This window comes from Streptococcus infantis (assembly GCF_047464155.1).
Taxonomy (GTDB): Bacteria; Bacillota; Bacilli; order Lactobacillales; family Streptococcaceae; genus Streptococcus; species Streptococcus infantis_U.
The window spans coordinates 14,573-35,978 of sequence record NZ_JASHCL010000004.1 but is presented as its reverse complement, the minus strand read 5'-3'; the positions used below and the strand labels follow the sequence as shown (position 1 = coordinate 35,978).

General features: G+C 35.5%; 19 protein-coding genes and 3 tRNA genes. 6 read left to right on the top strand and 16 right to left on the bottom strand.

Annotated features, from left to right (window positions below; translation table 11 throughout):
* Positions 1 to 11: 11 nt before the first annotated feature.
* The 7 genes from QM810_RS08290 to yfmF are packed head-to-tail and all read right to left on the bottom strand — an operon-like array spanning position 12 to position 6,396.
* The gene (locus QM810_RS08290; RefSeq protein WP_373113920.1) at positions 12 to 806 is read right to left on the bottom strand and encodes an energy-coupling factor transporter transmembrane component T family protein; all 795 of its coding nucleotides are present in this window, start codon (positions 804 to 806) and stop codon (positions 12 to 14) included.
* Entirely contained in the window at positions 799 to 1,638 is an 840-nt protein-coding gene (locus QM810_RS08285; protein WP_414254528.1) for an energy-coupling factor transporter ATPase, read from the bottom strand. Before QM810_RS08285 ends, QM810_RS08290 begins: the two co-directional genes overlap by 8 nt.
* Complete coding sequence (locus QM810_RS08280; protein WP_414254527.1) at positions 1,623 to 2,450, bottom strand: energy-coupling factor ABC transporter ATP-binding protein; 828 nt, start codon at positions 2,448 to 2,450, stop codon at positions 1,623 to 1,625. Before QM810_RS08280 ends, QM810_RS08285 begins: the two co-directional genes overlap by 16 nt.
* A gap of 2 nt (positions 2,451 to 2,452) precedes the next feature.
* Positions 2,453 to 2,992, bottom strand: a complete 540-nt coding sequence (gene pgsA / locus QM810_RS08275) for a CDP-diacylglycerol--glycerol-3-phosphate 3-phosphatidyltransferase (RefSeq protein WP_004250966.1) — start codon at positions 2,990 to 2,992, stop codon at positions 2,453 to 2,455.
* A gap of 11 nt (positions 2,993 to 3,003) precedes the next feature.
* Positions 3,004 to 3,828 carry a cytoskeleton protein RodZ gene (gene rodZ, locus QM810_RS08270; RefSeq protein WP_414254526.1) on the bottom strand — a complete coding sequence of 275 codons (825 nt, stop codon included), beginning with the start codon at positions 3,826 to 3,828 and terminating at the stop codon, positions 3,004 to 3,006.
* A 40-nt stretch (positions 3,829 to 3,868) separates the two neighbouring features.
* Positions 3,869 to 5,149, bottom strand: a complete 1,281-nt coding sequence (yfmH, locus tag QM810_RS08265) for an EF-P 5-aminopentanol modification-associated protein YfmH (protein ID WP_414254525.1) — start codon at positions 5,147 to 5,149, stop codon at positions 3,869 to 3,871.
* Positions 5,146 to 6,396: an EF-P 5-aminopentanol modification-associated protein YfmF gene (yfmF, locus tag QM810_RS08260; protein WP_414254524.1), complete on the bottom strand. Its 1,251-nt coding sequence runs from the start codon at positions 6,394 to 6,396 to the stop codon at positions 5,146 to 5,148. The genes yfmH and yfmF overlap by 4 nt, the downstream gene beginning before the upstream one ends.
* 159 nt (positions 6,397 to 6,555) lie before the next feature.
* On the opposite strand from yfmF, the gene yaaA reads away from it, so the two are divergent.
* Together yaaA and recF are read left to right on the top strand one after the other, a co-directional pair.
* On the top strand, positions 6,556 to 6,924 hold the full coding sequence (gene yaaA, locus QM810_RS08255) for a S4 domain-containing protein YaaA (protein ID WP_414254523.1): 369 nt from the start codon (positions 6,556 to 6,558) through the stop codon (positions 6,922 to 6,924).
* Between the two features lie 2 nt (positions 6,925 to 6,926).
* The gene (gene recF / locus QM810_RS08250; RefSeq protein ID WP_414254522.1) at positions 6,927 to 8,018 is read left to right on the top strand and encodes a DNA replication/repair protein RecF; all 1,092 of its coding nucleotides are present in this window, start codon (positions 6,927 to 6,929) and stop codon (positions 8,016 to 8,018) included.
* A gap of 54 nt (positions 8,019 to 8,072) precedes the next feature.
* Here recF and guaB read toward each other — a convergent pair whose 3' ends face one another.
* Both guaB and trpS read right to left on the bottom strand, forming a co-directional pair.
* Complete coding sequence (gene guaB / locus QM810_RS08245; RefSeq protein WP_016466527.1) at positions 8,073 to 9,551, bottom strand: IMP dehydrogenase; 1,479 nt, start codon at positions 9,549 to 9,551, stop codon at positions 8,073 to 8,075.
* Positions 9,552 to 9,713: 162 nt separating this feature from the next.
* Positions 9,714 to 10,739: a tryptophan--tRNA ligase gene (gene trpS, locus QM810_RS08240; RefSeq protein WP_414254521.1), complete on the bottom strand. Its 1,026-nt coding sequence runs from the start codon at positions 10,737 to 10,739 to the stop codon at positions 9,714 to 9,716.
* Positions 10,740 to 10,947: 208 nt separating this feature from the next.
* Between trpS and QM810_RS08235 the strand changes: the two genes are divergently transcribed.
* Positions 10,948 to 12,570: an ATP-binding cassette domain-containing protein gene (locus tag QM810_RS08235; RefSeq protein WP_414254520.1), complete on the top strand. Its 1,623-nt coding sequence runs from the start codon at positions 10,948 to 10,950 to the stop codon at positions 12,568 to 12,570.
* Positions 12,571 to 12,660: 90 nt separating this feature from the next.
* Here the strand turns inward: QM810_RS08235 and QM810_RS08230 are convergent, their stop codons facing one another.
* Complete coding sequence (locus tag QM810_RS08230) at positions 12,661 to 15,315, bottom strand: YhgE/Pip family protein (protein ID WP_414254519.1); 2,655 nt, start codon at positions 15,313 to 15,315, stop codon at positions 12,661 to 12,663.
* A 128-nt stretch (positions 15,316 to 15,443) separates the two neighbouring features.
* On the opposite strand from QM810_RS08230, the gene QM810_RS08225 reads away from it, so the two are divergent.
* The gene (locus QM810_RS08225) at positions 15,444 to 15,986 is read left to right on the top strand and encodes a TetR/AcrR family transcriptional regulator C-terminal domain-containing protein (protein WP_414254518.1); all 543 of its coding nucleotides are present in this window, start codon (positions 15,444 to 15,446) and stop codon (positions 15,984 to 15,986) included.
* Positions 15,987 to 16,026: 40 nt separating this feature from the next.
* Here the strand turns inward: QM810_RS08225 and QM810_RS08220 are convergent.
* The 6 genes from QM810_RS08220 to rlmH all read right to left on the bottom strand — a co-directional run bounded on the left by QM810_RS08220 (position 16,027) and on the right by rlmH (position 19,060).
* Positions 16,027 to 16,100 (bottom strand) — tRNA-Asn (locus tag QM810_RS08220).
* A 5-nt stretch (positions 16,101 to 16,105) separates the two neighbouring features.
* Positions 16,106 to 16,177, bottom strand: a tRNA-Glu gene (locus QM810_RS08215).
* Between the two features lie 51 nt (positions 16,178 to 16,228).
* Positions 16,229 to 16,981: a competence system response regulator transcription factor ComE gene (gene comE, locus QM810_RS08210; RefSeq protein WP_178895632.1), complete on the bottom strand. Its 753-nt coding sequence runs from the start codon at positions 16,979 to 16,981 to the stop codon at positions 16,229 to 16,231.
* Positions 16,978 to 18,297 carry a competence system sensor histidine kinase ComD gene (comD, locus tag QM810_RS08205; RefSeq protein ID WP_414254517.1) on the bottom strand — a complete coding sequence of 440 codons (1,320 nt, stop codon included), beginning with the start codon at positions 18,295 to 18,297 and terminating at the stop codon, positions 16,978 to 16,980. Before comD ends, comE begins: the two co-directional genes overlap by 4 nt.
* Before the next feature lie 168 nt (positions 18,298 to 18,465).
* Positions 18,466 to 18,539, bottom strand: a tRNA-Arg gene (locus QM810_RS08200).
* 41 nt (positions 18,540 to 18,580) lie between these two features.
* Positions 18,581 to 19,060, bottom strand: a complete 480-nt coding sequence (gene rlmH, locus QM810_RS08195) for a 23S rRNA (pseudouridine(1915)-N(3))-methyltransferase RlmH (RefSeq protein WP_414254516.1) — start codon at positions 19,058 to 19,060, stop codon at positions 18,581 to 18,583.
* 185 nt (positions 19,061 to 19,245) lie between these two features.
* Between rlmH and QM810_RS08190 the strand changes: the two genes are divergently transcribed.
* Both QM810_RS08190 and QM810_RS08185 read left to right on the top strand, forming a co-directional pair.
* Positions 19,246 to 20,430, top strand: a complete 1,185-nt coding sequence (locus tag QM810_RS08190; protein ID WP_414254515.1) for a S1C family serine protease — start codon at positions 19,246 to 19,248, stop codon at positions 20,428 to 20,430.
* 56 nt (positions 20,431 to 20,486) lie between these two features.
* Positions 20,487 to 21,251, top strand: coding sequence for a ParB/RepB/Spo0J family partition protein (locus QM810_RS08185; RefSeq protein WP_414254514.1), 765 nt, complete (start codon positions 20,487 to 20,489; stop codon positions 21,249 to 21,251).
* Positions 21,252 to 21,406: the final 155 nt, after the last annotated feature.

The window sequence follows — 21,406 nt, the reverse complement described above, 5'->3', positions numbered from 1 at the left end:
TATACTTCACTCTAGGATTTTAACAAAAATAGAATACCGCCCAAGACACAAATAAGTAATAGAGCTACACTATCTTTATTCATCCATTTCAACTGTCGATACTGACTACGTCCATTTCCGCCTTGATACCCTCTAGCTTCCATAGCTGTAGCAAGAGAATCCGCTCTTTTCAAACTGGTAGCGAACAAAGGTATCAAAATAGGTATCATAGCCTTGACTTTTTGGATTACATTCCCTTCTCCAAAATCAACACCACGCGCCTTTTGAGCATTCATAATGCGAATAGTATCATCCATCAATGTTGGTACAAAACGTAAGCTCATAGACAACATGAGCCCGATCTCATGAACAGGAACCTTAAACCTTTTCAAGGGCCCAAGTAAGGACTCAACTGCTGTAGCCAAGCTTAATGGCATGGTCGTCAAGGTAAGCAAGGTTGAGAAAAAGATAATCAACACAAAGCGGCAAAAAATGATCCCTGCCTGTTCAATACCATGACTCGTGATTTTTATGAATCCCATCTCGAACAAGACATCTCCACCAGAGATAAAGAAAAGTTGAAAAAGGGTTGTAAAAGCAATCAGAAAAAACATAGACCGCAAACCTTTTATGAAAAAAGATAAGGGAACTTCAGATAAGGCTACAAATATACCTGTTGCAACGAAAAGGATCACATTAGTTATTGGATTATTAGCCCAAAAAACGATAATAATTAATAAAATCATTGCCACTAACTTACTACGAGGATCCAAACGATGAACAATCGAATTTCCTGGTATGTAACGACCTAAAATCATGTTATCCATTGATGAACTCCTTAAACTCCTCTATCGTTATCGGCAATTGTTTAAAAGAAACTCCTCGTTCAGCTAGTCTTTGAGCAAATCTTGTGATTTTTGGAACACCTAATTGGATTTTTTCCATGAATCCGACATTTTGAAAAACAAGACTTGGCTTCCCATTCTTGACCAACTTTCCTTTTTCCATCACATAAACTTGGTCAGCAAATTCGGCTACGTCATCCATAAGGTGAGTCACCAAAACAATCGTGATGCCATCTTGATGAAGCTTTTTAAACAAAGTCATCAACTCTTTCCGACCAATCGGATCTAGTCCTGCTGTAGGTTCATCTAAAACTAAGATACTAGGCTCCATTGCTAAAATTCCAGCAATAGCAACCCTTCTCATCTGACCTCCTGAAAGTTCAAACGGGCTGCGCTCAAAGAGTGACTCGTCAATTCCTACTAAAGCTAGTTTTTCACGCGCAATAGCTTCTGCCTCTTCTACAGAAACTCCAAAATTTTGAGGTCCAAAAGCCACATCTTTCAAGACCGTTTCCTCAAAGATTTGATTTTCTGCAAACTGAAAAACCAAGCCCACTTGTTTGCGGATTTGACGAATTTGCTTATTGACGGATGTTGATGTAATTAATGTATCAAAGACACGAACACTTCCCTTTGTGGGAACCAACAAACCGTTCAAAAGTTGTAGAATTGTAGATTTCCCACTTCCTGTATGCCCAATAATTGCTGTATAAGATCCATCCTCTATTGACAAACTAACATCGGACAAGGCAGCTGAGGCAAAGGGTGTTCCTTCCTGATACGTATAACTCACATTGTCTAGAATAATTCCCATAAAGCCTCCTCGAGCTCCTCTTCGGTCAGGTAGTGCTCTGGTAATTTCAAGCCACTAGTACGTAGCGATTCTTTTAATTGGTTGACAAAGGGTTGATCTAAGCCAATTTGATCTAAATCTGACCTAGAGAATAATTCTCTAGGAGTGCTTGTTGACTCGACTTTTCCTTTATTCATTACCAAAACACGGTCACTCATGGCAACCTCATCTAAGTCATGTGTAATGGATATGACTGTCATCTGGTGATCTTGGCGAATCTTCTGGACTATCTTAATCAACTCTAGTCGTCCTTCTGGGTCCAACATACTTGTAGCCTCATCCAAGATTAAAATATCTGGTCGTAGAGCTACAACTCCTGCGATAGCCACCCTCTGTTTTTGCCCACCTGACAAGCGAGCTGGTTCTTTTTTAGTAAATTCAGCCATCCCAACTAATGACAGAGCTTCAGAAACTCGTTTCTTCATCTCTTCAAGTGGAATCCCTTGGTTTTCTAGCCCAAAAGCAACATCATCTTCTACGGTTGCCCCCACGAATTGGTTATCAGGATTTTGAAAGACCATGCCAATCTGACGTCTTTTTTCCCAGACGTTTTCCGGAGTTAGGCAATCACCGTCTATCCAAATTTCTCCAGATTCAGCCTCGAGTAAGCCATCAATCAAGCGAACTGTCGTTGATTTCCCACTCCCGTTGTGACCAACGATTGACAACCATTCTCCACGTTTCACGTGAAACGAAATGTTATGAACATCATAATGTTCTTGATCTGCCTGGTATCGAAATGACAGATTCTTAATTTCAATAATCGATTCCATATCTAGCGAAAGGTTCCTTTAAACAAATACGCGCTTCCCTTGAAGTAATCATAACCAGAATAAACTGTAAAGAACAAGGCAATATAAAGAGTTATCTGACCAAGTAAATTCCAATGGAATAACAAGAAGATAATCGCAAACATCTGGCTAAATGTCTTGATTTTTCCTGGCATTGCTGCAGCTAAAACAGTCCCTCCGGTTTCAACTAAAAGCAAGCGCAAACCAGTAACTGCAAGTTCACGACAAATGATAACAGCCACCACCCAAGCAGGAGCCATATTTAGGCCTACCAGCATAATAAAGGCTGACATAACCAACAACTTATCTGCCATTGGATCTGCGAATTTCCCAAAATTGCTAACCACTTGCCACTTTCTAGCTAAATAGCCGTCTAGATAGTCAGTGATACTTGCGATGGCAAAAATAATTGCTGCTATTTTATGTAACACAGGAGACTGTCCAAATGATAGAAGGAGAACAAAAATCGGAATAAATAAAATTCTACCAAGCGTAAGTATGTTAGGAATATTTTCTTTTTTCATAGTATCCTTCCTTAATTTGAACTTAATTTCAATGTAATCCAACCAGTTTGACCAGTTAATTTTGCAGTGTCAATTTCTTGATTATCGATCTTGATTTTCACGCCTTTAACAACACCTAATGTGATAGTTACTGGAGAGCCTTTAGAAACTGTTGTTTTGGCCATCTTATTATTAGGCTCAAGAGTAGTTCCTCCAGCCAATTCAGTATCTGAAACACTAATCCAGCTTGTTGCATCCGTCACAGATAATTGAAGCTCAGCAGTATCTTTAGCAGTTTTATACTCTACCGATATAACATCTCCCTGACCTGAAACAGTCACAATTGATGCTTCACTCGAACTTGATGGGCTAGTGGTTTGGTTGCTAGTTGTTGTTTCACTGGTTGTTGCATTTGTAGTAGTTACAACATTATAGTTAGCTGAAGTTGTTTCTGTTGGTTGTGTTTGAATATAATTCCAAACATAGTAGGTTACAAAAATTAATATCGATAGGGAGAATAGGACGAAGTAAAAAAGTGGAAGCAAGGAACGTTTCTTACGATTGGAACGTCTACGACCTGATAGTTCTATCTCATCAACATCAACTTCCTCATAGGTAATCATACTCCCTGAATCATATGCGTCTAAAACAATGTTTTCATCCAATTCAACTGCCCATGCATACTTCCTTAAAAAAGATCGAGCATAAAATGAGCTAGGCAACTTATCAAAATCATCTGATTCTAAAGCCTCTAGCATATCAAGTTGGATATCTGTTTTGCGCTGCAATTGCTCTAAACTCAAACCCTGGTTTATTCTTGCTAAACGTAAAACTTCACCGATTGTCTTTTTTCTCATACTTACCATACCTTCTTTCTAGTCTAATTTATTTCAATCATTATAACGGAAAAATCGTAACCTCAACCATCTCACTATTGTCGATAAAATGATGTCCTACCTCAAGAACATCATCCAAGGTCATTTCCTGTATAATCTTTGGCAAATCAAACAGGGTTGTTTCGTCAGAATGTGACTGATATTGGGTCGCAATAAATTCTAAAGAGTTCATATTATGGATAAATTCTCCATAAATTTCACTTTTGATTAAATCAAGATGTTCCTCTGATACATCCGAATCGGTCGCAAAGTTCTGAATTGCCTTCCGGAATTGATGAGAAATAGCAACAGGTTCCTTTGTATCCATTGTCAGCATCAAAAAGTTAAAACGTCGATTGATCTCAACTTCTAAAGATAATGAAGAATCTAATTTACCAGTTTCATACAAACTCTGAAATCTTTTAGAAGTCCAACCAAACATCATCGTAAATAACGCTCTTAATAGAACGCTATATCGATAACAATCCGGGTGACTCATATCAGAATTCGTTCGAACACCAATTGCTAATTTAGGTGATGCGACATCCATACGAATACTCTCAACCTTCTTTACAGGGTGTAAAGCGATTGTTTCTCGTAGATTTTGAACTATACAAACTCCAACATCCTTTTGCAAGAAATAATTCTGTATCAACTCTAAATCAAAATTTCCAACTATGAAAATATGGCTGTTGACAGGTGTGTAAAACTCATCAAAGTTATCTCGTAAATCCTCTAAACGAATATCTTCTATCGAATCTTCAGTCCCAACAATATCTGAAGCTAGTGGAGTTTCTGGATATAGATTTGCAAGTGTTTTAAAGAACAAGCAAGAATCTGGATCATCCTGATACATCTCTCGTTCTTGCTGGATGATATCCTTTTCACGTTCAACTGACTCTTTAGTAATATGAAAATTTGTAACGAGTTCTTCAAGCAAATCCAAACATTCTATAACACGATCAGATGTTGAAAATAGATAACTAGTATTTGTAAAGCTTGTAAAGGCATTACTTTCTGCTCCTAGTTCAGTAAAAGCTGCCATAATGTCTTCAGCATTTTCTCTTTCAAAGAGTTTGTGTTCTAAAAAATGAGCAATCCCACTAGGATATGTTTTCTTTTTCCCATCTCTAACTGTAAACTCTGTGTCAACCGAACCAACTTGAACAGTTACCACACCATAAACTTCGTTAAAATCATTTTTCGGAAGTAAAGTAACTGTCAAGCCGCTTTCTAATTTCGCTTGATAAAGAGTTTCCTTTACAGCAGGATAAAATTTCTCTTGAAAAGTTACTCTAGTCATTCTGCTCCTTCCATAAAATAGATAGCCTGCAATTTCAAACTAGATGCCGCCCTACAGATTTCATCCCTGTCAACTTGCTCTAGCTGCTCTATCAAAGTTTCTTGGTCTAAAACTGATTTACCAAAAAAGATGCTCAAGTATTCTCTATCTATAATCGAATCTTGATTATCCTGACTCAACAACATCGTCCTACGAATCATTTCCTTAGTTTGAGTAACTTCAGCATCTGTAAATCTACCATTTTTGATTGCTAACAATTGATCATTCATCAATTTTCTTGCCTTATTTCGATTTTGACGATTTATCCCAGCAAATAATCTTAAAAATCCACTAAAGAGATCTAAGTGACTAGAAACAGTGTAGGCCAGTCCTTCTTTTTCCCTAACTTGAGTAAACAATTTAGAGTGTGGGAAAGCTCCAAGCAAACCATTCACGAGAAGCAAGGCCATCTTTTGGTCTTCTCCATAACCAATTGTACTATGATAACCCATTTCTAGAATAGACTGACCTAGGTTTTTCCTGGCAATTCCTTCTCTAAGAACATTTGAATAACCTTGCTGATATTGAATGTTTACAGTTTCTTTACGACCTGTCAAGTTAAATTTCTTCAAGTTTTCCAAGACTTCAATTTCATTAAATTCACCTAAAAAGAATAAATCAATCCTATCTTCTTTCAGCATTTTTTGAAAACTTGAATAGCAAGATTTAGAAGTCTCTTCGGAAATTCTGGCAATTAAATCTTTAGGAACTAACTGCATTGATTCTTCTTGGAAAAACAACTGATCCAATTCTTTATGGGCAAAGAAGAAAGGATCCTCTAATTCTGATTCTAGTCTCGCCAACAATTGTTTTTTTTCAATTTCAAAGGTATTTTTCTCAAATTCATCTTCATTTAACAATGGATTAAATATGACTTGATACAATAATTCTAAAATCTGAGCAGTTATTACGTTTTTCTTACTTAAAAATTCATCTCGAACATAAGTCAAACTAACGTCTACTAAGTGACTTTGCCCCCTTCTATAAGCATGAGTTGACAAATCTGCTCCATACAATGCTGCCAGATGTTTTCTAAGAACCTGGGCAGTTGGATAACCTTTATTAGCAGTTTCAAGCATACTGGCACTTAGCATGCGACCAGAGATTAAATCCAGAGATAATGGAGCTGTGAAACGCATGGTTATTTTATTTGTCTTAAACTTTTTAGATTGGATAAAATGCACTGCAATTCCAGGGAATAACTCCATCTTTTACCTCCTTTTACATAGAGTTCTATTATACCATGAAAACGAAAATTTTTCCTGTTCTCTTTGACGCTTTTGAAATTAAAATCGTTTTCATATCTTAGGTTTTCCTTCCACTATTTTAAGTAAAATATGGTATAATACCAAAGATTGAGGTGAACTATGGAATACAAATTATTTGAAGAATTTATTACGCTCCAAGCTCTTTTAAAAGATCTTGGAATCATCCAAAGTGGTGGCGCTATTAAATCATTTTTAGCTGACCATCTTGTATATTTTAATGGGGAATTAGAAAATCGTCGCGGCAAAAAAATTAGAATTGGAGATTCTATTGAAATCCCTGATTTAAAAACTCAAATTATTCTAGTTAAACCAACATCAGAAGAACTAGAGGAGTTTCGTCTAGAAAAACTTGAGAAAGAACGTGTAGCTAAGCTTGTCAAGGAAATGAATAAAAAGATACAAAAAAAGCCAGCGAAAAAGAACCAGTCAACAAAAGCAAAACCTACACCACGTTTCCCAGGTAGATAAATATGTGGCTGAAAAATCTATCCATTAAACAATTTCGTAACTATCGAGATGTCGAAGTTAATTTTAATCCAAAATTAAACGTATTTGTTGGCCGAAACGCTCAAGGAAAAACCAATCTTCTTGAAAGTATTTACTTTTTAGCCTTAACGAGAAGTCATCGAACAAAGACTGATAAAAATTTAATTCAATTTGAACAAGAACAACTGCAAGTTTCTGGAATCTTGAAAAAGAAAACAGCAAGCATTCCACTTGAAATTGACCTAACTCAAAAAGGGCGAATTACTAAAGTGAACCACTTAAAGCAAGCTCGCCTATCAGATTATATTGGGCATATGAATGTTGTCTTATTTGCTCCAGAAGATTTACAACTTGTCAAAGGTGCTCCGGCCATTCGTCGTAAGTTTATTGACATAGAATTAGGGCAAATTAAACCAATTTACTTGTCAGACCTGTCAAGTTATAACCACGTCCTTAAACAGAGAAATACCTATCTCAAATCTACACAAAACATAGACGAGACTTTCCTATCTGTTCTTGATGACCAACTAATAGAGTATGGATGTCGTGTAATGATTCATCGAGCTGACTTTATCCAGAAAATGGAACTCTTTGGCAAGAAAAAACATTTTGACATCTCAGATCAGTTAGAAGAATTGTCAATCATTTATCAACCTTCTGTAAACTTTATTGACAAGGAACATTTGGCTGAATCTTTCCATATAGCACTTCAAAAAAGTAGATCCAGAGATTTATTTAAAAAGAATACTGGAGTTGGTCCTCATCGAGATGATATGATTTTCATGATTAATGGAATGGAAGCAAGTTTCGGAAGTCAAGGGCAACATCGTAGCTTGGTACTTTCTATAAAACTTGCTGAGATCGAATTGATGGAGAGCATTACCAAAGAATCTCCCATTCTTTTGCTTGACGATGTCATGAGTGAACTTGACAATACTCGTCAACTTAAATTGTTAGAAACAATTTCTCATAATATCCAAACCTTTATTACAACTACTAGTTTAGACCATCTTCAAAACTTGCCTGATACCCTTAGTGTATTTACAGTAAATAATGGTCAAATAGTTGTAAATTAAAGTTTACAGTTTTATCAAAACAAAAAATCTCCTGTTTGACAGGAGATTTTTTTATTACATTGAGTAGTTTGGAGCTTCATTAGTGATTTGCACATCGTGTGGATGGCTTTCTTTTAGACCAGCACCAGACATTTCGATAAATTGAGCATTGTCATGCAATTCTTTAAGATTAGCTGCACCACAATAACCCATACCAGAACGGATACCACCAATCATTTGGAAGACGATATCAGCAGCAGCTCCTTTATAAGCAACACGTCCTTCAATTCCTTCTGGAACGAGTTTGTTTGCTTCATTAACAGAACCTTGGAAGTAACGGTCGCTTGAACCTTTCTTCATTGCGGCGATTGAACCCATACCACGGTAAGTCTTAAACTTACGTCCTTGGAAGATTTCAGTTTCACCTGGAGCTTCATCTGTTCCTGCAAACATTGATCCAAGCATTACTGCATTTCCACCAGCAGCAAGAGCCTTAACAATATCTCCAGAATACTTGATTCCACCATCAGCAATGATTGTTTTGCCATATTCACGCGCCACTGCTGCAGCATCGTAAATAGCTGTAACTTGAGGAACTCCAACACCTGCGATTACTCGAGTTGTACAGATTGAACCTGGTCCAATACCAACTTTAACAACGTCAACACCCGCATCATAAAGGGCACGTGCACCTTCAGCCGTCGCAATATTTCCAGCAATTAGTGTACGATCTGGGAAGTGAGCACGAATCTCAGCGATTTTGCGAAGAACACCTGCTGAGTGACCGTGAGCAGTATCAATAACAATGGCATCCGCACCTGCTTCAAAAAGTGCTTCTGCACGTTCAAATGTATCTGAAGTAACCCCTACAGCACCCGCAACAAGGAGACGACCAAATTCATCTTTAGCTGCGTTTGGAAACTCAATTACTTTTTCAATATCTTTAATAGTAATCAAACCAGAAAGACGACCATCTTCGTCAACCAAAGGAAGTTTTTCAATACGGTGTTCTTGAAGAATACTTTCAGCTGTTTCAAGATCTGTTCCAACAGGAGCAGTAACGAGGTTTTCGCTGGTCATATGATTTGAGATTGGTTGATTGTAATCTGAAATAAAACGAAGGTCTCGATTTGTTAAAATACCAACCAATTTACGATTTTCAAGTGTTTCAACTACTGGGACACCACTGATACGGTAACGGCCCATGAGTTCATCTGCTTCAGCGATGGTATGTTCCGGAGTCAAGAAGAATGGATCAATGATAACACCATTTTCAGAACGTTTTACCTTACGAACTTCATCTGCCTGTTGCTCAATAGACATATTTTTATGGATAACTCCAAGTCCACCTGCACGCGCGATTGCAATGGCCATTTGGCTCTCTGTTACAGTGTCCATTGCAGCTGTAATAATTGGGATATTTAAAGTCAAATTATCTGCCAATTTTGTTGTTAAATCCGCATCATTAGGCAACACATGACTCTCTGCTGGAATTAGCAATACATCATCAAAGGTAAAACCTTTTTTCAAAAATTTAGTGTCCCAATTAGACATTGAAGTTTCCTCTTTTCTTTCTTTATTGAGCTAAACGCTTTTTGTATTGTATCTATCATACCATTCTATGAAAATTTGTCAATTAAATATATAAGAGAATAAATAAAAAACTATCCCTCTTATTTTAAAGAAGAAATAGTTTTATAGTTCATATTTTATCCATTAATGAAAGTAATTTAGACCCATTGCTGATTTAACTTCTGATAAGGTCTGACCAGCAACTTCACGAGCTTTTTCACTACCTTTTTGAAGCATATTATAAACCTCACCCATGTCTTTGGCATATTCAAGGCGTCGTTCGCGAATAGGAGCAAGCTCTCTTTCCAAAATTTCAAGTAGATAACGCTTAGTCTTAACGTCCCCAAGACCCCCACGTTGGTAGTGTTCTTTCATTTCAGCAATTTCTTGAGCATCCTCAGGTCGACCGAATACGTCTAAGTAATGGAAAACCATATTTCCTTCAATCTTACCTGGATCCTCAACACGAATATGGTCTGGATCTGTATACATACTCATTACTTTTTTACGCAAAGTATCTGCATCATCAGCTAGGTAAATTCCATTATTAAGTGATTTCGACATTTTGGCATTACCATCAAGACCTGGTAAACGTCCCGCACCTTCATGCTCAGGATAAAGACCTTCTGGTTCTACTAAAACATCACAGTTATAGGCATGATTGAAAGAACGCACAATTTCACGTGTTTGTTCAATCATCGGCTTTTGATCATTCCCTACTGGAACCAAGTTCGCCTTAAATGCTGTAATATCTGCTGCTTGCGCAACTGGATAAACTAAAAATCCAGTTGGAATACTTTCTCCAAAGCCTTTTTGAGCAATTTCAGTCTTTACGGTTGGATTTCGTTCCAAACGAGCTAATGAAACTAGGTTCATATAGTACATAGACAGCTCTGCCAATTCTGGAATCTGACTTTGAATGAAAATCGTTGCTTTATTAGGATCTAATCCCACTGCAAGATAGTCCAAGGCAACATTCCCAATAGACTCTACAATTGTTTGAGGATCTTTTGCATGGTCTGTTAAAGCTTGCTGGTCAGCTAAAAAAACAAACATGTCATATTTATTTTCTTCTTGTAGTAAGACACGATTTTTCAAGCTACCAACGTAGTGCCCAATATGTAATTTCCCCGTTGGACGATCTCCTGTTAAAATAATGGGTTTACTCATAATATTCTCCTTTGATATGGTCCTTTCAATTATAGCATTTTTTTGATAAAAAGACAGATAATTTTTTTATTGAAACAATAGAGATGTTACCCCTTTCAATCGTAAAGTGGTTGTCAACTTTGTTTACAAAAAAATTGACAAATAAAAATTTGAATAATTGGTGATTTTCTAGTAGAATTAGAGTATTACATATAATAGGAGAAAAACATTGCTAACAGTATCTGATGTTTCACTACGTTTTAGTGATCGCAAACTTTTTGATGATGTCAACATTAAATTTACAGAAGGAAACACCTATGGTTTGATTGGTGCTAATGGTGCCGGAAAATCAACCTTTTTGAAAATTTTAGCTGGTGATATTGAACCAACAACTGGTCATGTCTCTCTAGGACCAGACGAACGTCTTTCAGTTCTTCGTCAAAATCATTTTGACTATGAGGACGAACGTGTTATTGATGTTGTCATCATGGGAAATGAAAAACTTTACAACATCATGAAAGAAAAAGACGCCATTTATATGAAGGAAGATTTTTCAGACGAAGATGGTGTTCGTGCTGCTGAACTTGAAGGAGAATTTGCTGAACTAGGTGGTTGGGAAGCTGAGAGTGAAGCTTCACAACTTTTACAAAATTTGAATATCCCAGAGGATCTTCATTACCAAAATATGAGCGAACTTGCAAACGGGGACAAAGTGAAAGTCCTCCTAGCAAAAGCTCTCTTTGGTAAACCAGACGTCCTTCTTTTGGACGAGCCGACCAACGGTCTTGATATTCAATCTATTACTTGGTTAGAAGATTTCTTAATTGACTTTGATAACACAGTTATTGTCGTATCCCACGACCGTCACTTCTTGAACAAAGTATGTACACACATGGCTGACCTTGACTTTGGAAAAATCAAACTCTATGTCGGAAACTACGACTTCTGGAAGGAGTCTTCTGAGCTTGCTGCTAAATTGCTAGCAGACCGTAATGCTAAAGCAGAAGAAAAAATCAAACAACTTCAAGAATTCGTTGCTCGTTTCTCTGCCAATGCTTCTAAATCAAGACAAGCAACTTCACGTAAAAAAATGCTTGATAAGATTGAGCTAGAGGAAATTGTCCCTTCTAGTCGTAAATACCCATTCATCAGCTTTAAAGCTGAACGTGAAATTGGGAACGACCTCTTGACAGTAGAAAATCTATCTGTAAAGATTGACGGTGAAACTATTCTTGACAACATCAGCTTCATCTTGCGTCCAGGTGACAAGACAGCTCTTATCGGACAAAACGACATCCAAACAACTGCCTTGATTCGTGCCATTATGGGTGAAATTGACTATGAAGGAACTGTCAAGTGGGGAGTTACAACTAGTCGCTCTTATTTGCCAAAAGACAATTCAGCTGATTTTGCTGGCAGTGAATCTATCCTTGACTGGCTCCGTCAATTCGCAAGTAAAGAAGAAGATGACAATACCTTCCTTCGTGGATTCCTCGGACGCATGCTCTTTTCTGGAGACGAGGTTAACAAGCCTGTAAACGTCTTGTCAGGGGGAGAAAAGGTGCGCGTGATGCTTTCAAAACTCATGCTTTTGAAATCAAACGTTCTTGTACTTGACGATCCTACAAATCACTTGGATTTGGAATCTATTTCAAGCTTGAACGATGGATTGAAAAACTTCAAAGAATCTATCATCTTTGCCAGTCACGACCATGAGTTTATTCAAACTTTGGCTAACCATATCATTGTCTTATCTAAAAACGGTGTAATCGACCGTATCGATGAAACCTACGATGAATTCCTTGAAAATGAAGAAGTTCAAGCGAAAGTCAAAGAACTTTGGAAAGATTAGGAATAACTTTAAAAAACTCAGTTGATTTAACCAACTGAGTTTTTTTATTAATTACTTGTAAATCATTCATTGTTTCACGTGAAACTTTTTTTAATCTTCATCCATTTTTTTAGGTTGATAAGCTAGCATACCTAATCCTATGAATAAAACCAAAGTTACGAGAAGGAAAATTATCTGACTATGAATATTCCCTGTCATAGAAATGGTTTGTCTCAATCCTGAAACTGAATAACTCATTGGCAACCAGGGATTAACATTTTTAAAGAAATCATTTGTCAAGGCAAGTGGATAAGTTCCTGCACTTGATGCTAATTGCAATAATAACAAAATAAGCGAGAAGAAAGCACCTAAACGACTATTCCATGTTGTTAATGCCGTAACCATAGACATAAATGTTAAGCTTGCGATAATGATTAAGAACAAGGTTCTCATTTCATGATTTGCTGTTAGACCAATAAGATGAACGCCACCATAGACTAAGACAGCGGCTAAAACAGCTATAACTCCATTTATCTCAAAGCGAGATTTGAACCAAGCCCAGCGAGTTTCAGGATGACGACCTGAAGGTAATTTAGCAAAAATCATATTTGTTGATAACGCAGCGACAAAGAGAGCGACTGATATCATATAAGGAGCCATAGCAACCCCATTTACAGGAACTTGATCATTATCTTTTTTTGAAAGACTCAAAGGCTCAGATAATATTTCTGCATTATTAGACTCTGTTGATGCTGATTTTAGTTGATTGCTAGCACTTCTTAAGCCTTGTCCTAGGTCAGTAGTTCCTACTTGTAAACTTTCAATACCAGCAGTTAAAGTTGCTCCACCTTCAGCTAATTTTCCAGCACCATCTGCAATTTTTGCTGCTCCATTTCCTAACTGAGAGCTAGCTGAAAGTAATTGACTTGATTTATCTGTTAATTGACTTGAACCAAGCTGTATTTTATCAAGTCCTGCAATTAATTCCGGACTCTTGCTATTTAATTGGTTAGAACCAGATGATAGTTTTTCAATACCTGTTACTAATTCTGGTGTTTTCCCAGCTAGAGTATCCAAACCAGTTGTCAATGTTGAAGAGTTTTCTGTCAACTTAGTTGAGCCAGAAACCAATTGATCCAAACTTGTTGTTAAAGTTGTATTCTTTTCACTTAGTTGATTTACACCTAAAGAAATAGTATCCAATCCTTTAGTATACGCATTAACTCCATTTTCAATTGATTGACTTCCAGGAACTAACTGATTGTCTACAGCATTTTGCAACTGTGTAAAACCACTTGACATAGATGTCAAGGAACTAGACGCTATAGGTAAAAGTTGATTTGCTTTAGTCTGTAAAGTAGAAAGATTAGAGACTGGTTGGTTTATACTTCCCAAATTTTCTTTTAAATCTCCTGCCGTCGTTAAAATTGCTTTTGCTGACTCTATCGTAGAATTAGAATTATTTGAAACAGCTTCAGTCAATTCTTTTTTCTGAGTTTCAGTGAGAGATTGATAAGTTGCTGTTGCTTGAAGATTGGTAAGAATTTTTTCTTGCTCTGTTTGACTATTAGTCACAATAGTTTGAGCAAGAGTAGTTATAGTTGTTAAGTCATTAGATATTGTATTTTTAAGATCAGTATTATCTGAAACTGTAACTGATTGGAGAGCCTTATTCAACTCATCTAAACTGCTTGCTAATTGAGTGATTTCCTCTTTTTGTTGAGATGAAGTATTCAATTGAGTCGAAATTTCTTTAATCCCTTTATTTAATTGGGCGATACCGTCTCTCAATGTATCTGATTGACTTGAAAGTTGTTTTGTACCAACAGATAATTTGTCAACTCCACTTGTATAGGCATTGACACCAACCGAAAATTGACTGAGTCCTGAATTGAGTTGTGAAACTCCACCAGCATATGACTTCATCCCTGTATTTAACTGGTTGATACCTGTTACTAATTCAGGAGTCTTGGAAGATAATTGATTAAGTCCAGTGTCAACCTGTGAAACTGCACTTGTATAGTTCTGTAAACCATCATTAAATGTTCCTAAGCCACTATTCAGTTGCTTTACTCCTGTGACATATGTTGTCAACCCTCTTGTAAATTGTTCACTTCCATCAGAAAAAGTTAAACTTGAGTTAGCTAAAGTATTAAGATTTGAAGACAATGTTTGACTTCCTACAGCCAATTGACCAGCTCCGTTGGCTAATTGTTCACTTCCATCTGCAGCTTTGGTTAAACCGGATTTTAAATCACCCATCTTTTGAAATAAAGCTTTCGTGTAAGTCTCAGTTACACTGGCAGAAACATTTTGTTTTAACTGTGTCATAGCAGAATCGCTCATCTTACTTGCAATGAAGCTATGTCCACTAGAAGTTTGATAGTCAATGTTCATTTGTTCTGGGTGATCTGTTAAAATAGAAGCAGCCTTTTCAGACAAGTCGCTTGGCAAAGTGACTACCATATAGTAGTCACCGTCTTCTAGACCCTTCTTACCTTCTTCTTCATTGACAAAATGAAAATCTAATGATTTATTTTCCTTTAAATTAGACACCATGTCTTTTCCGATAGCCATCGTATTTCCATTGTAAGTCGCTTCCTTATCATTATTTACAACCGCTACAGGCAACTCAGATAATTGCCCATACGGATCCCACATAGATGATAAAAATATAATGTTGTATAAAGCTGGAATGAGAGAAATCCCTATCATTACAATGATAAAGGTTGGTTTTTTAAATATTGCTTTCCATTCTTTAAACATATTGTCTCCTTTTTTACACATATTGTCTAAAATTTTGATATAATAGATTATACATTAAAAAATCTAAATTACAAGGTAAAAATTAAATTTTTATACACTACGTCTATTTTTGTTCACAAGGAGGAACTATGACAGAGAGTAACAAACGCTTAAAAACAAAACGTACTATCGAGAATGCTATGGTTCAATTATTAATGAAACAACCATTTGATCAAATTTCTACTGTTAAGCTAGCTGAGAAAGCCGGAATTAGTCGCTCTAGCTTTTATACACATTACAAAGATAAGTATGATATGATTGAACATTACCAAAGTAAGCTTTTTCATACCTTTGAGTATATTTTCCAAAAACACGCAAATCATAAAAGAGATGCTATTCTAGAAGTGTTTGAATACTTAGAGTCTGAACCTTTATTAGCTGCTCTTCTATCTGAAAATGGTACAAAAGAGATACAAAACTTCCTGAGAAATAAACTTCATATCATGCTTAGCACTGACCTCCAGAAACGCTTTATGCAATTAAATTTAAACGACATTGAGTTAGAATATAGTAGCATCTATCTAACCAATGCACTATTTGGTGTATGCCAAACTTGGATTGCTCATGGAAAAAAAGAAAGTCCGCAAGAAATGACAGACTTTCTTATGAAAATGTTAGGAGATTCAAATTAGCAACAAAAAAAGAACACCAATGGTGTTCTTTTTTGTTTGACTCCGCCAGTAGGACTCGAACCTACGACATCATGATTAACAGTCATGCGCTACTACCAACTGAGCTATGGCGGATAATATAGTCCGTACGGGATTCGAACCCGTGTTACCGCCGTGAAAAGGCGGTGTCTTAACCCCTTGACCAACGGACCATCTATCTGTAGCAGATATAACCATTATATCAATTTCTTACTAATTGTCAATCACTTTTTAGATTTTTTCTCCAGAATATCTCTTAATTTCCGAACCTTGAGACGGGTAATCGGGCAGCGATGTTCCTCATAAAAAACCACTTCTAAATTTTTTCGATCAATTTCCCTAATATTTCCTACATTAACAAGAAATGATTTATGAGCAGAATAAAATCTTTGAGTATCTTTATCTTTTTCTTGAATATCCGCCATAGTCCCATAAAATTCTTTGGCAAAATTCTTACCAATAATCCTTAACTTATGAGATACTCCTGTTGTTTCAATATATAGAATATCATGGTAGGGAATTTTTAAATCATTTCCTTTGTAGTTATAGTCAAAATAATCCACAACATCTTTATTTTCAAGCAGCATACTTTTGGTATATAAGATACTCTGTTCGATACGTTTTTTAAATAATTCATCATTGATATCTTTATCAACAAAATCCAAGGCTGATACTTGATATTTGTAAGTTAAGGTAGCAAATTCTGATCTACTAGTGATAAATACGATAATTGCATAGGGATTGTGGCGACGAATAAACTGTGCTACCTCAAATCCTTTTTTCTCAACTCCATGAATATCAATATCTAGAAAATAAAGCTGGTTTACTTCATCATTTTCGATATATTCCTTAAACTCTCGTTCTTTACCTGTTGTTTTATAAGAAATAGGAATATTCAATTCCTTTGAAATTTCATCCAAGGTTCTTTCTAATCTGACTTGATGTTGAATAACATCTTCTAAAATTAATACTTTCATTCAAACTCTCTCTTAAATCTAATAATCTGTCTAAACGTACTATCTTCCATCTCTGTCTCTAAAACGATATTTTCATACTTATCCAAAATTTCTTTGACATTATTAAGGCCAATTCCTCTATTTCTACCTTTAGTAGAAAAACCTAGTTCAAACAAGTCTTCTGAAGGTGTCATAGTAATTCTACACGAATTTTGAATCACGATAACTGTTTCTAAATCCATCTTAATCACTGCAACTTCCATTTGTTTTAAATAACTTTCTGCAGCACCCTCAACAGCATTATTTAACAAAACACTCATAATACGAACAAGATCGAGTAAATCGATTGACAATCTTGTGATAATATCCTTTACTTCTAATGTAAACTCTACGTCATTATTTCTGGCATATACAATAGATTGAGCAATCAAACTTCGTAAAGCTGAATCTTCTATATTGTTTAAATCAAAGTATGTATACTTATCTGAACGTAATTTTTGATTAGCTTTGACTAGAACTTCATTGTAAACCCTGTAAATTTCCTGTAAATCTCCACTATCAATCGCCATTTGCATACTGACAAGCATTCCTGCATAGTCATGACGAAAACCGCGGATTTCATTATACAAACTAACAATTTCATCAGTGTAAGTCTGTAAATGTTCTTGTTCAAATTTCTTCTGTTTTAGAGCGATCCCTCTTTCAGCTTGAACCTTATGAGCGTTCATTGCAAAGAAGATTAGTAATAAACAAATAAAGACAATTGTTGCTAAAATACTACTAAAACTATTAAAATGTTCATGAATATTCAACATATCTGAAATGAATAATAGAATATGTAGAGCAAAGAAAGCAAAGATGACCTTTTTAAAAAATGGATAAAGGTAATCTTTATCAAAATAAGTAAGTTCAAGATGAAAATAAGTAATAATTTTTTTAGTGATAAAATACGTCAGCATCAAAACCACTACAAAAAATAAATCTTCATATTTTATTAAGAAAGAATCACCTGTTATAGAGGATATGATTACTGCTATAAATGTATGAGTACTTTGATATAGTAAAGACAATAGTAGGCTGATAAAAATAGCCTTATACTTGTGATATTTCTTAAATCCTATTAAATAAGCAAAGATAATACAGGTAAATGAAATTTTTTCCATTCCTAATCCATGTAAAGAAGTTAAATAGAATAAAATTTCAACAATAGACTGTAATATAAATACCCAAGAAATAAACAGATATCTTTCTTTTTTTGTTGCCTTACAAATGAGTTCATAGCTATTTGTTAGAATAAGAATATGAAGAATAACTATGAGTATTTTCAATAAATCCATTATATCTCCCTATAATGTTTTCTCTTTTTCTTTATAAATAAACTTACAAGCCTATTATACAAAACGGAGTCTGTTTTAAAACATTTCATTCTCAACTGCACATTTTTGTACCTGAACTGTCAATTTTTACAAAAAACGCTGGGTTTCCCCAGCGTTAAATCTAGTATATGATCCCAGCAGGATTCGAACCTGCGACCGTTCGCTTAGAAGGCGAATGCTCTATCCAGCTGAGCTATGAGACCTAACTAGTTTATCTTATCAAAATAATCGAGAATAGTCAATCCTATTTATGATAGGGAGAACCTTGTTGGATGGTAAAGGCTCGGTATATCTGTTCTACAAGAACTAGACGCATTAATTGATGTGGAAGAGTCAGTCTACCAAAACTAAGGGATAGATTCGCTCGATTTTTTACTTGAGGAGAAAGACCCAGACTCCCACCAATCACAAAGGTTAAGGTTGAATAACCATTAATAGAAGCTTGTTCTAGTTGTTTACTGAATTCTTCAGAAGAGAGGGTTTTCCCTTCAATAGCTAAAACGACAACAAATTCTCTATCCCCAATTTTGGAAAGAATTCGATTTCCCTCTAAATCTAAGATTTTTTCATTTTCTGAATCGCTGGCACGATCTGGTGTCTTTTCATCAGCTAATTCAATCATTTCGATAGTAGCAAAACGAGAAATTCTTTTAGAATACTCAGCCATTCCATCTCTGAGATACTTTTCTTTCAGTTTTCCAACCGTTACAATTTTTATTTTCATGCTTCTATTTTATCATAATCGCATTCTATTCACATCTTATTCACAAATGAAAAAGGTAAAAAAACACAATAAATTCACAAGTTTTAATCAGTTATCCACAGATTGTTAAAAACTTAAACTTTTTTAAGCTAGGATTAAGTTAATAATTTTATACTTTCACTAATAAATCAAATTTGGAGGATTCTATGAAAAACTTAAACAAGTTTTCAAAAACAATTGGACAACTTTTACTAGTTATTCTTATTAGCTTTTTTAGTGGTCTATTAGGAAGTTTGGCTGTTCTTCAATTCAACCAAAAGCAAGGAAGTGGAGAACAAAATAGTGCAGCGGTCACTCAGACTGCTTCGAAAAATGAAAATTCTACCACACAGGCTGTAGATAAAGTTAAAGATGCAGTTGTATCGATTATCACTTATTCAGGAAACTCTCAAAGTAGTTTTGTTGGATCTGATGATGCTGATACAGATTCAAACACTGAACAAATTAACAGTGAAGGTTCTGGTGTTATCTATAAAAAAGATGGGGATGATGCTTATCTAGTAACCAACACTCACGTTATTAGTGGAGCTAAAAAAGTTGATATTCGTCTAGTAGATGGAACAAAAGTACCAGGTGAAATTGTTGGTTCTGATACTTATTCTGACATTGCAGTAGTAAAAATCTCTTCAGAGAAGGTTTCTACAGTAGCTGAGTTTGGTGACTCAAGTCAATTATCTGTTGGGGAAACAGCTATCGCAATCGGTAGTCCTTTAGGTTCAGAATATGCAAATACAGTTACACAAGGGATTGTATCAAGCTTGAACAGACATGTTTCTTTGAAATCTGAAGATGGTCAAGCTATTTCAACAAATGCCATCCAAACAGACACAGCTATTAACCCTGGTAACTCTGGAGGTCCTTTGATTAATATTCAGGGACAAGTTATCGGTATTACATCAAGTAAAATCGCTTCAAATGGTGGAACATCCGTAGAAGGTCTTGGATTCGCTATTCCTGCAAATGATGTTAAGAATATTATCAAACAGTTGGAAAAAGATGGAAAAGTAACTCGACCAGCTCTTGGTATCCACATGGTTAATTTGACAAACCTTAGCACTGCTGATCTACAAAAATTAAAACTTCCTGACAACGTTACTTCTGGTGTAGCTGTTCGTTCTGTTCAAAAGAACATGCCTGCAAATGGACATTTACAACAATATGATGTCATCACAAAAGTAGATGATACCAAGATTTCATCTACAACTGAATTGCAAAATGCTCTATATAGTCACTCTATTGGAGATGAAATGACTGTAACTTATTACCGTAATGGTAAAGAAGAAACAACTAAAATCAAGTTGGACAAGAGTACTAGTGATTTAAATCAATAGTTTACAGATTTGTAAACTTACTTTACAGAATATCAAAGATATGATACTGTAGAAATATGGAAGAATTCAAATTAATTCGTATCAGTGATATTCAAAAAAATCCCTATCAACCTCGTAAAGAATTTTCAAAAGAAAAAATAGAAGAACTTGCCCAATCTATTAAAGAAAATGGTTTAATTCAACCCATTATTGTCCGTCAATCTCCAGTTATCGGATACGAAATCCTAGCTGGAGAAAGACGGTATCGGGCATCGATAGCAGCTGGGCTATCAGAAGTTCCTGTAATCATCAAAGAATTATCTGATCAAGATATGATGGTTCACTCAATCATTGAAAATTTGCAACGGGAAGACTTAAATCCGATTGAGGAAGCAAAAGCTTATCAATCTTTAATTGATAAAGGGTATACTCATGCAGACATTGCTGCAAAAATGGGGAAATCACGTCCCTATATTACCAATCTTGTTCGCTTACTAACACTTCCCGATTTTATTTTAACAGAAGTAGAAACTGGAAAATTGTCTCAAGCACATGCTAGACTGCTAATCCAACTACCTGTGAAAGAACAAAAAAATTTACTCCATCGCATTCAGAAAGAGGATTTATCAGTTCGGCAGGTGGAACATCTACTTAAAGAAGAAAAAAATAAGAGAAAGAATAGCAAAGAAAAAGATCAATTTATCAAAGAAGAAGAAAAAAATTTGAAAAAATTGTTGGGATTAGATGTCCAAATCGTCCTTCAAAAAAAAGATGCAGGAAAAATAACTATCTCTTTTCATAATCAAGAAGAATACCAACGTTTTATTAACAGCCTAAGATAAGGCTGTTATTTTATTTTTCTCAACTCACATAATTATCCACTGGATTAGTATAGAAAAAGCCGATTAAATCAAAAATAAGATGATTTATCCACAAGTTGTGGATAAATCTTTTAAACATTGTGGATTGTTTTTCACAAGTTGTGGAAAAATTGCTT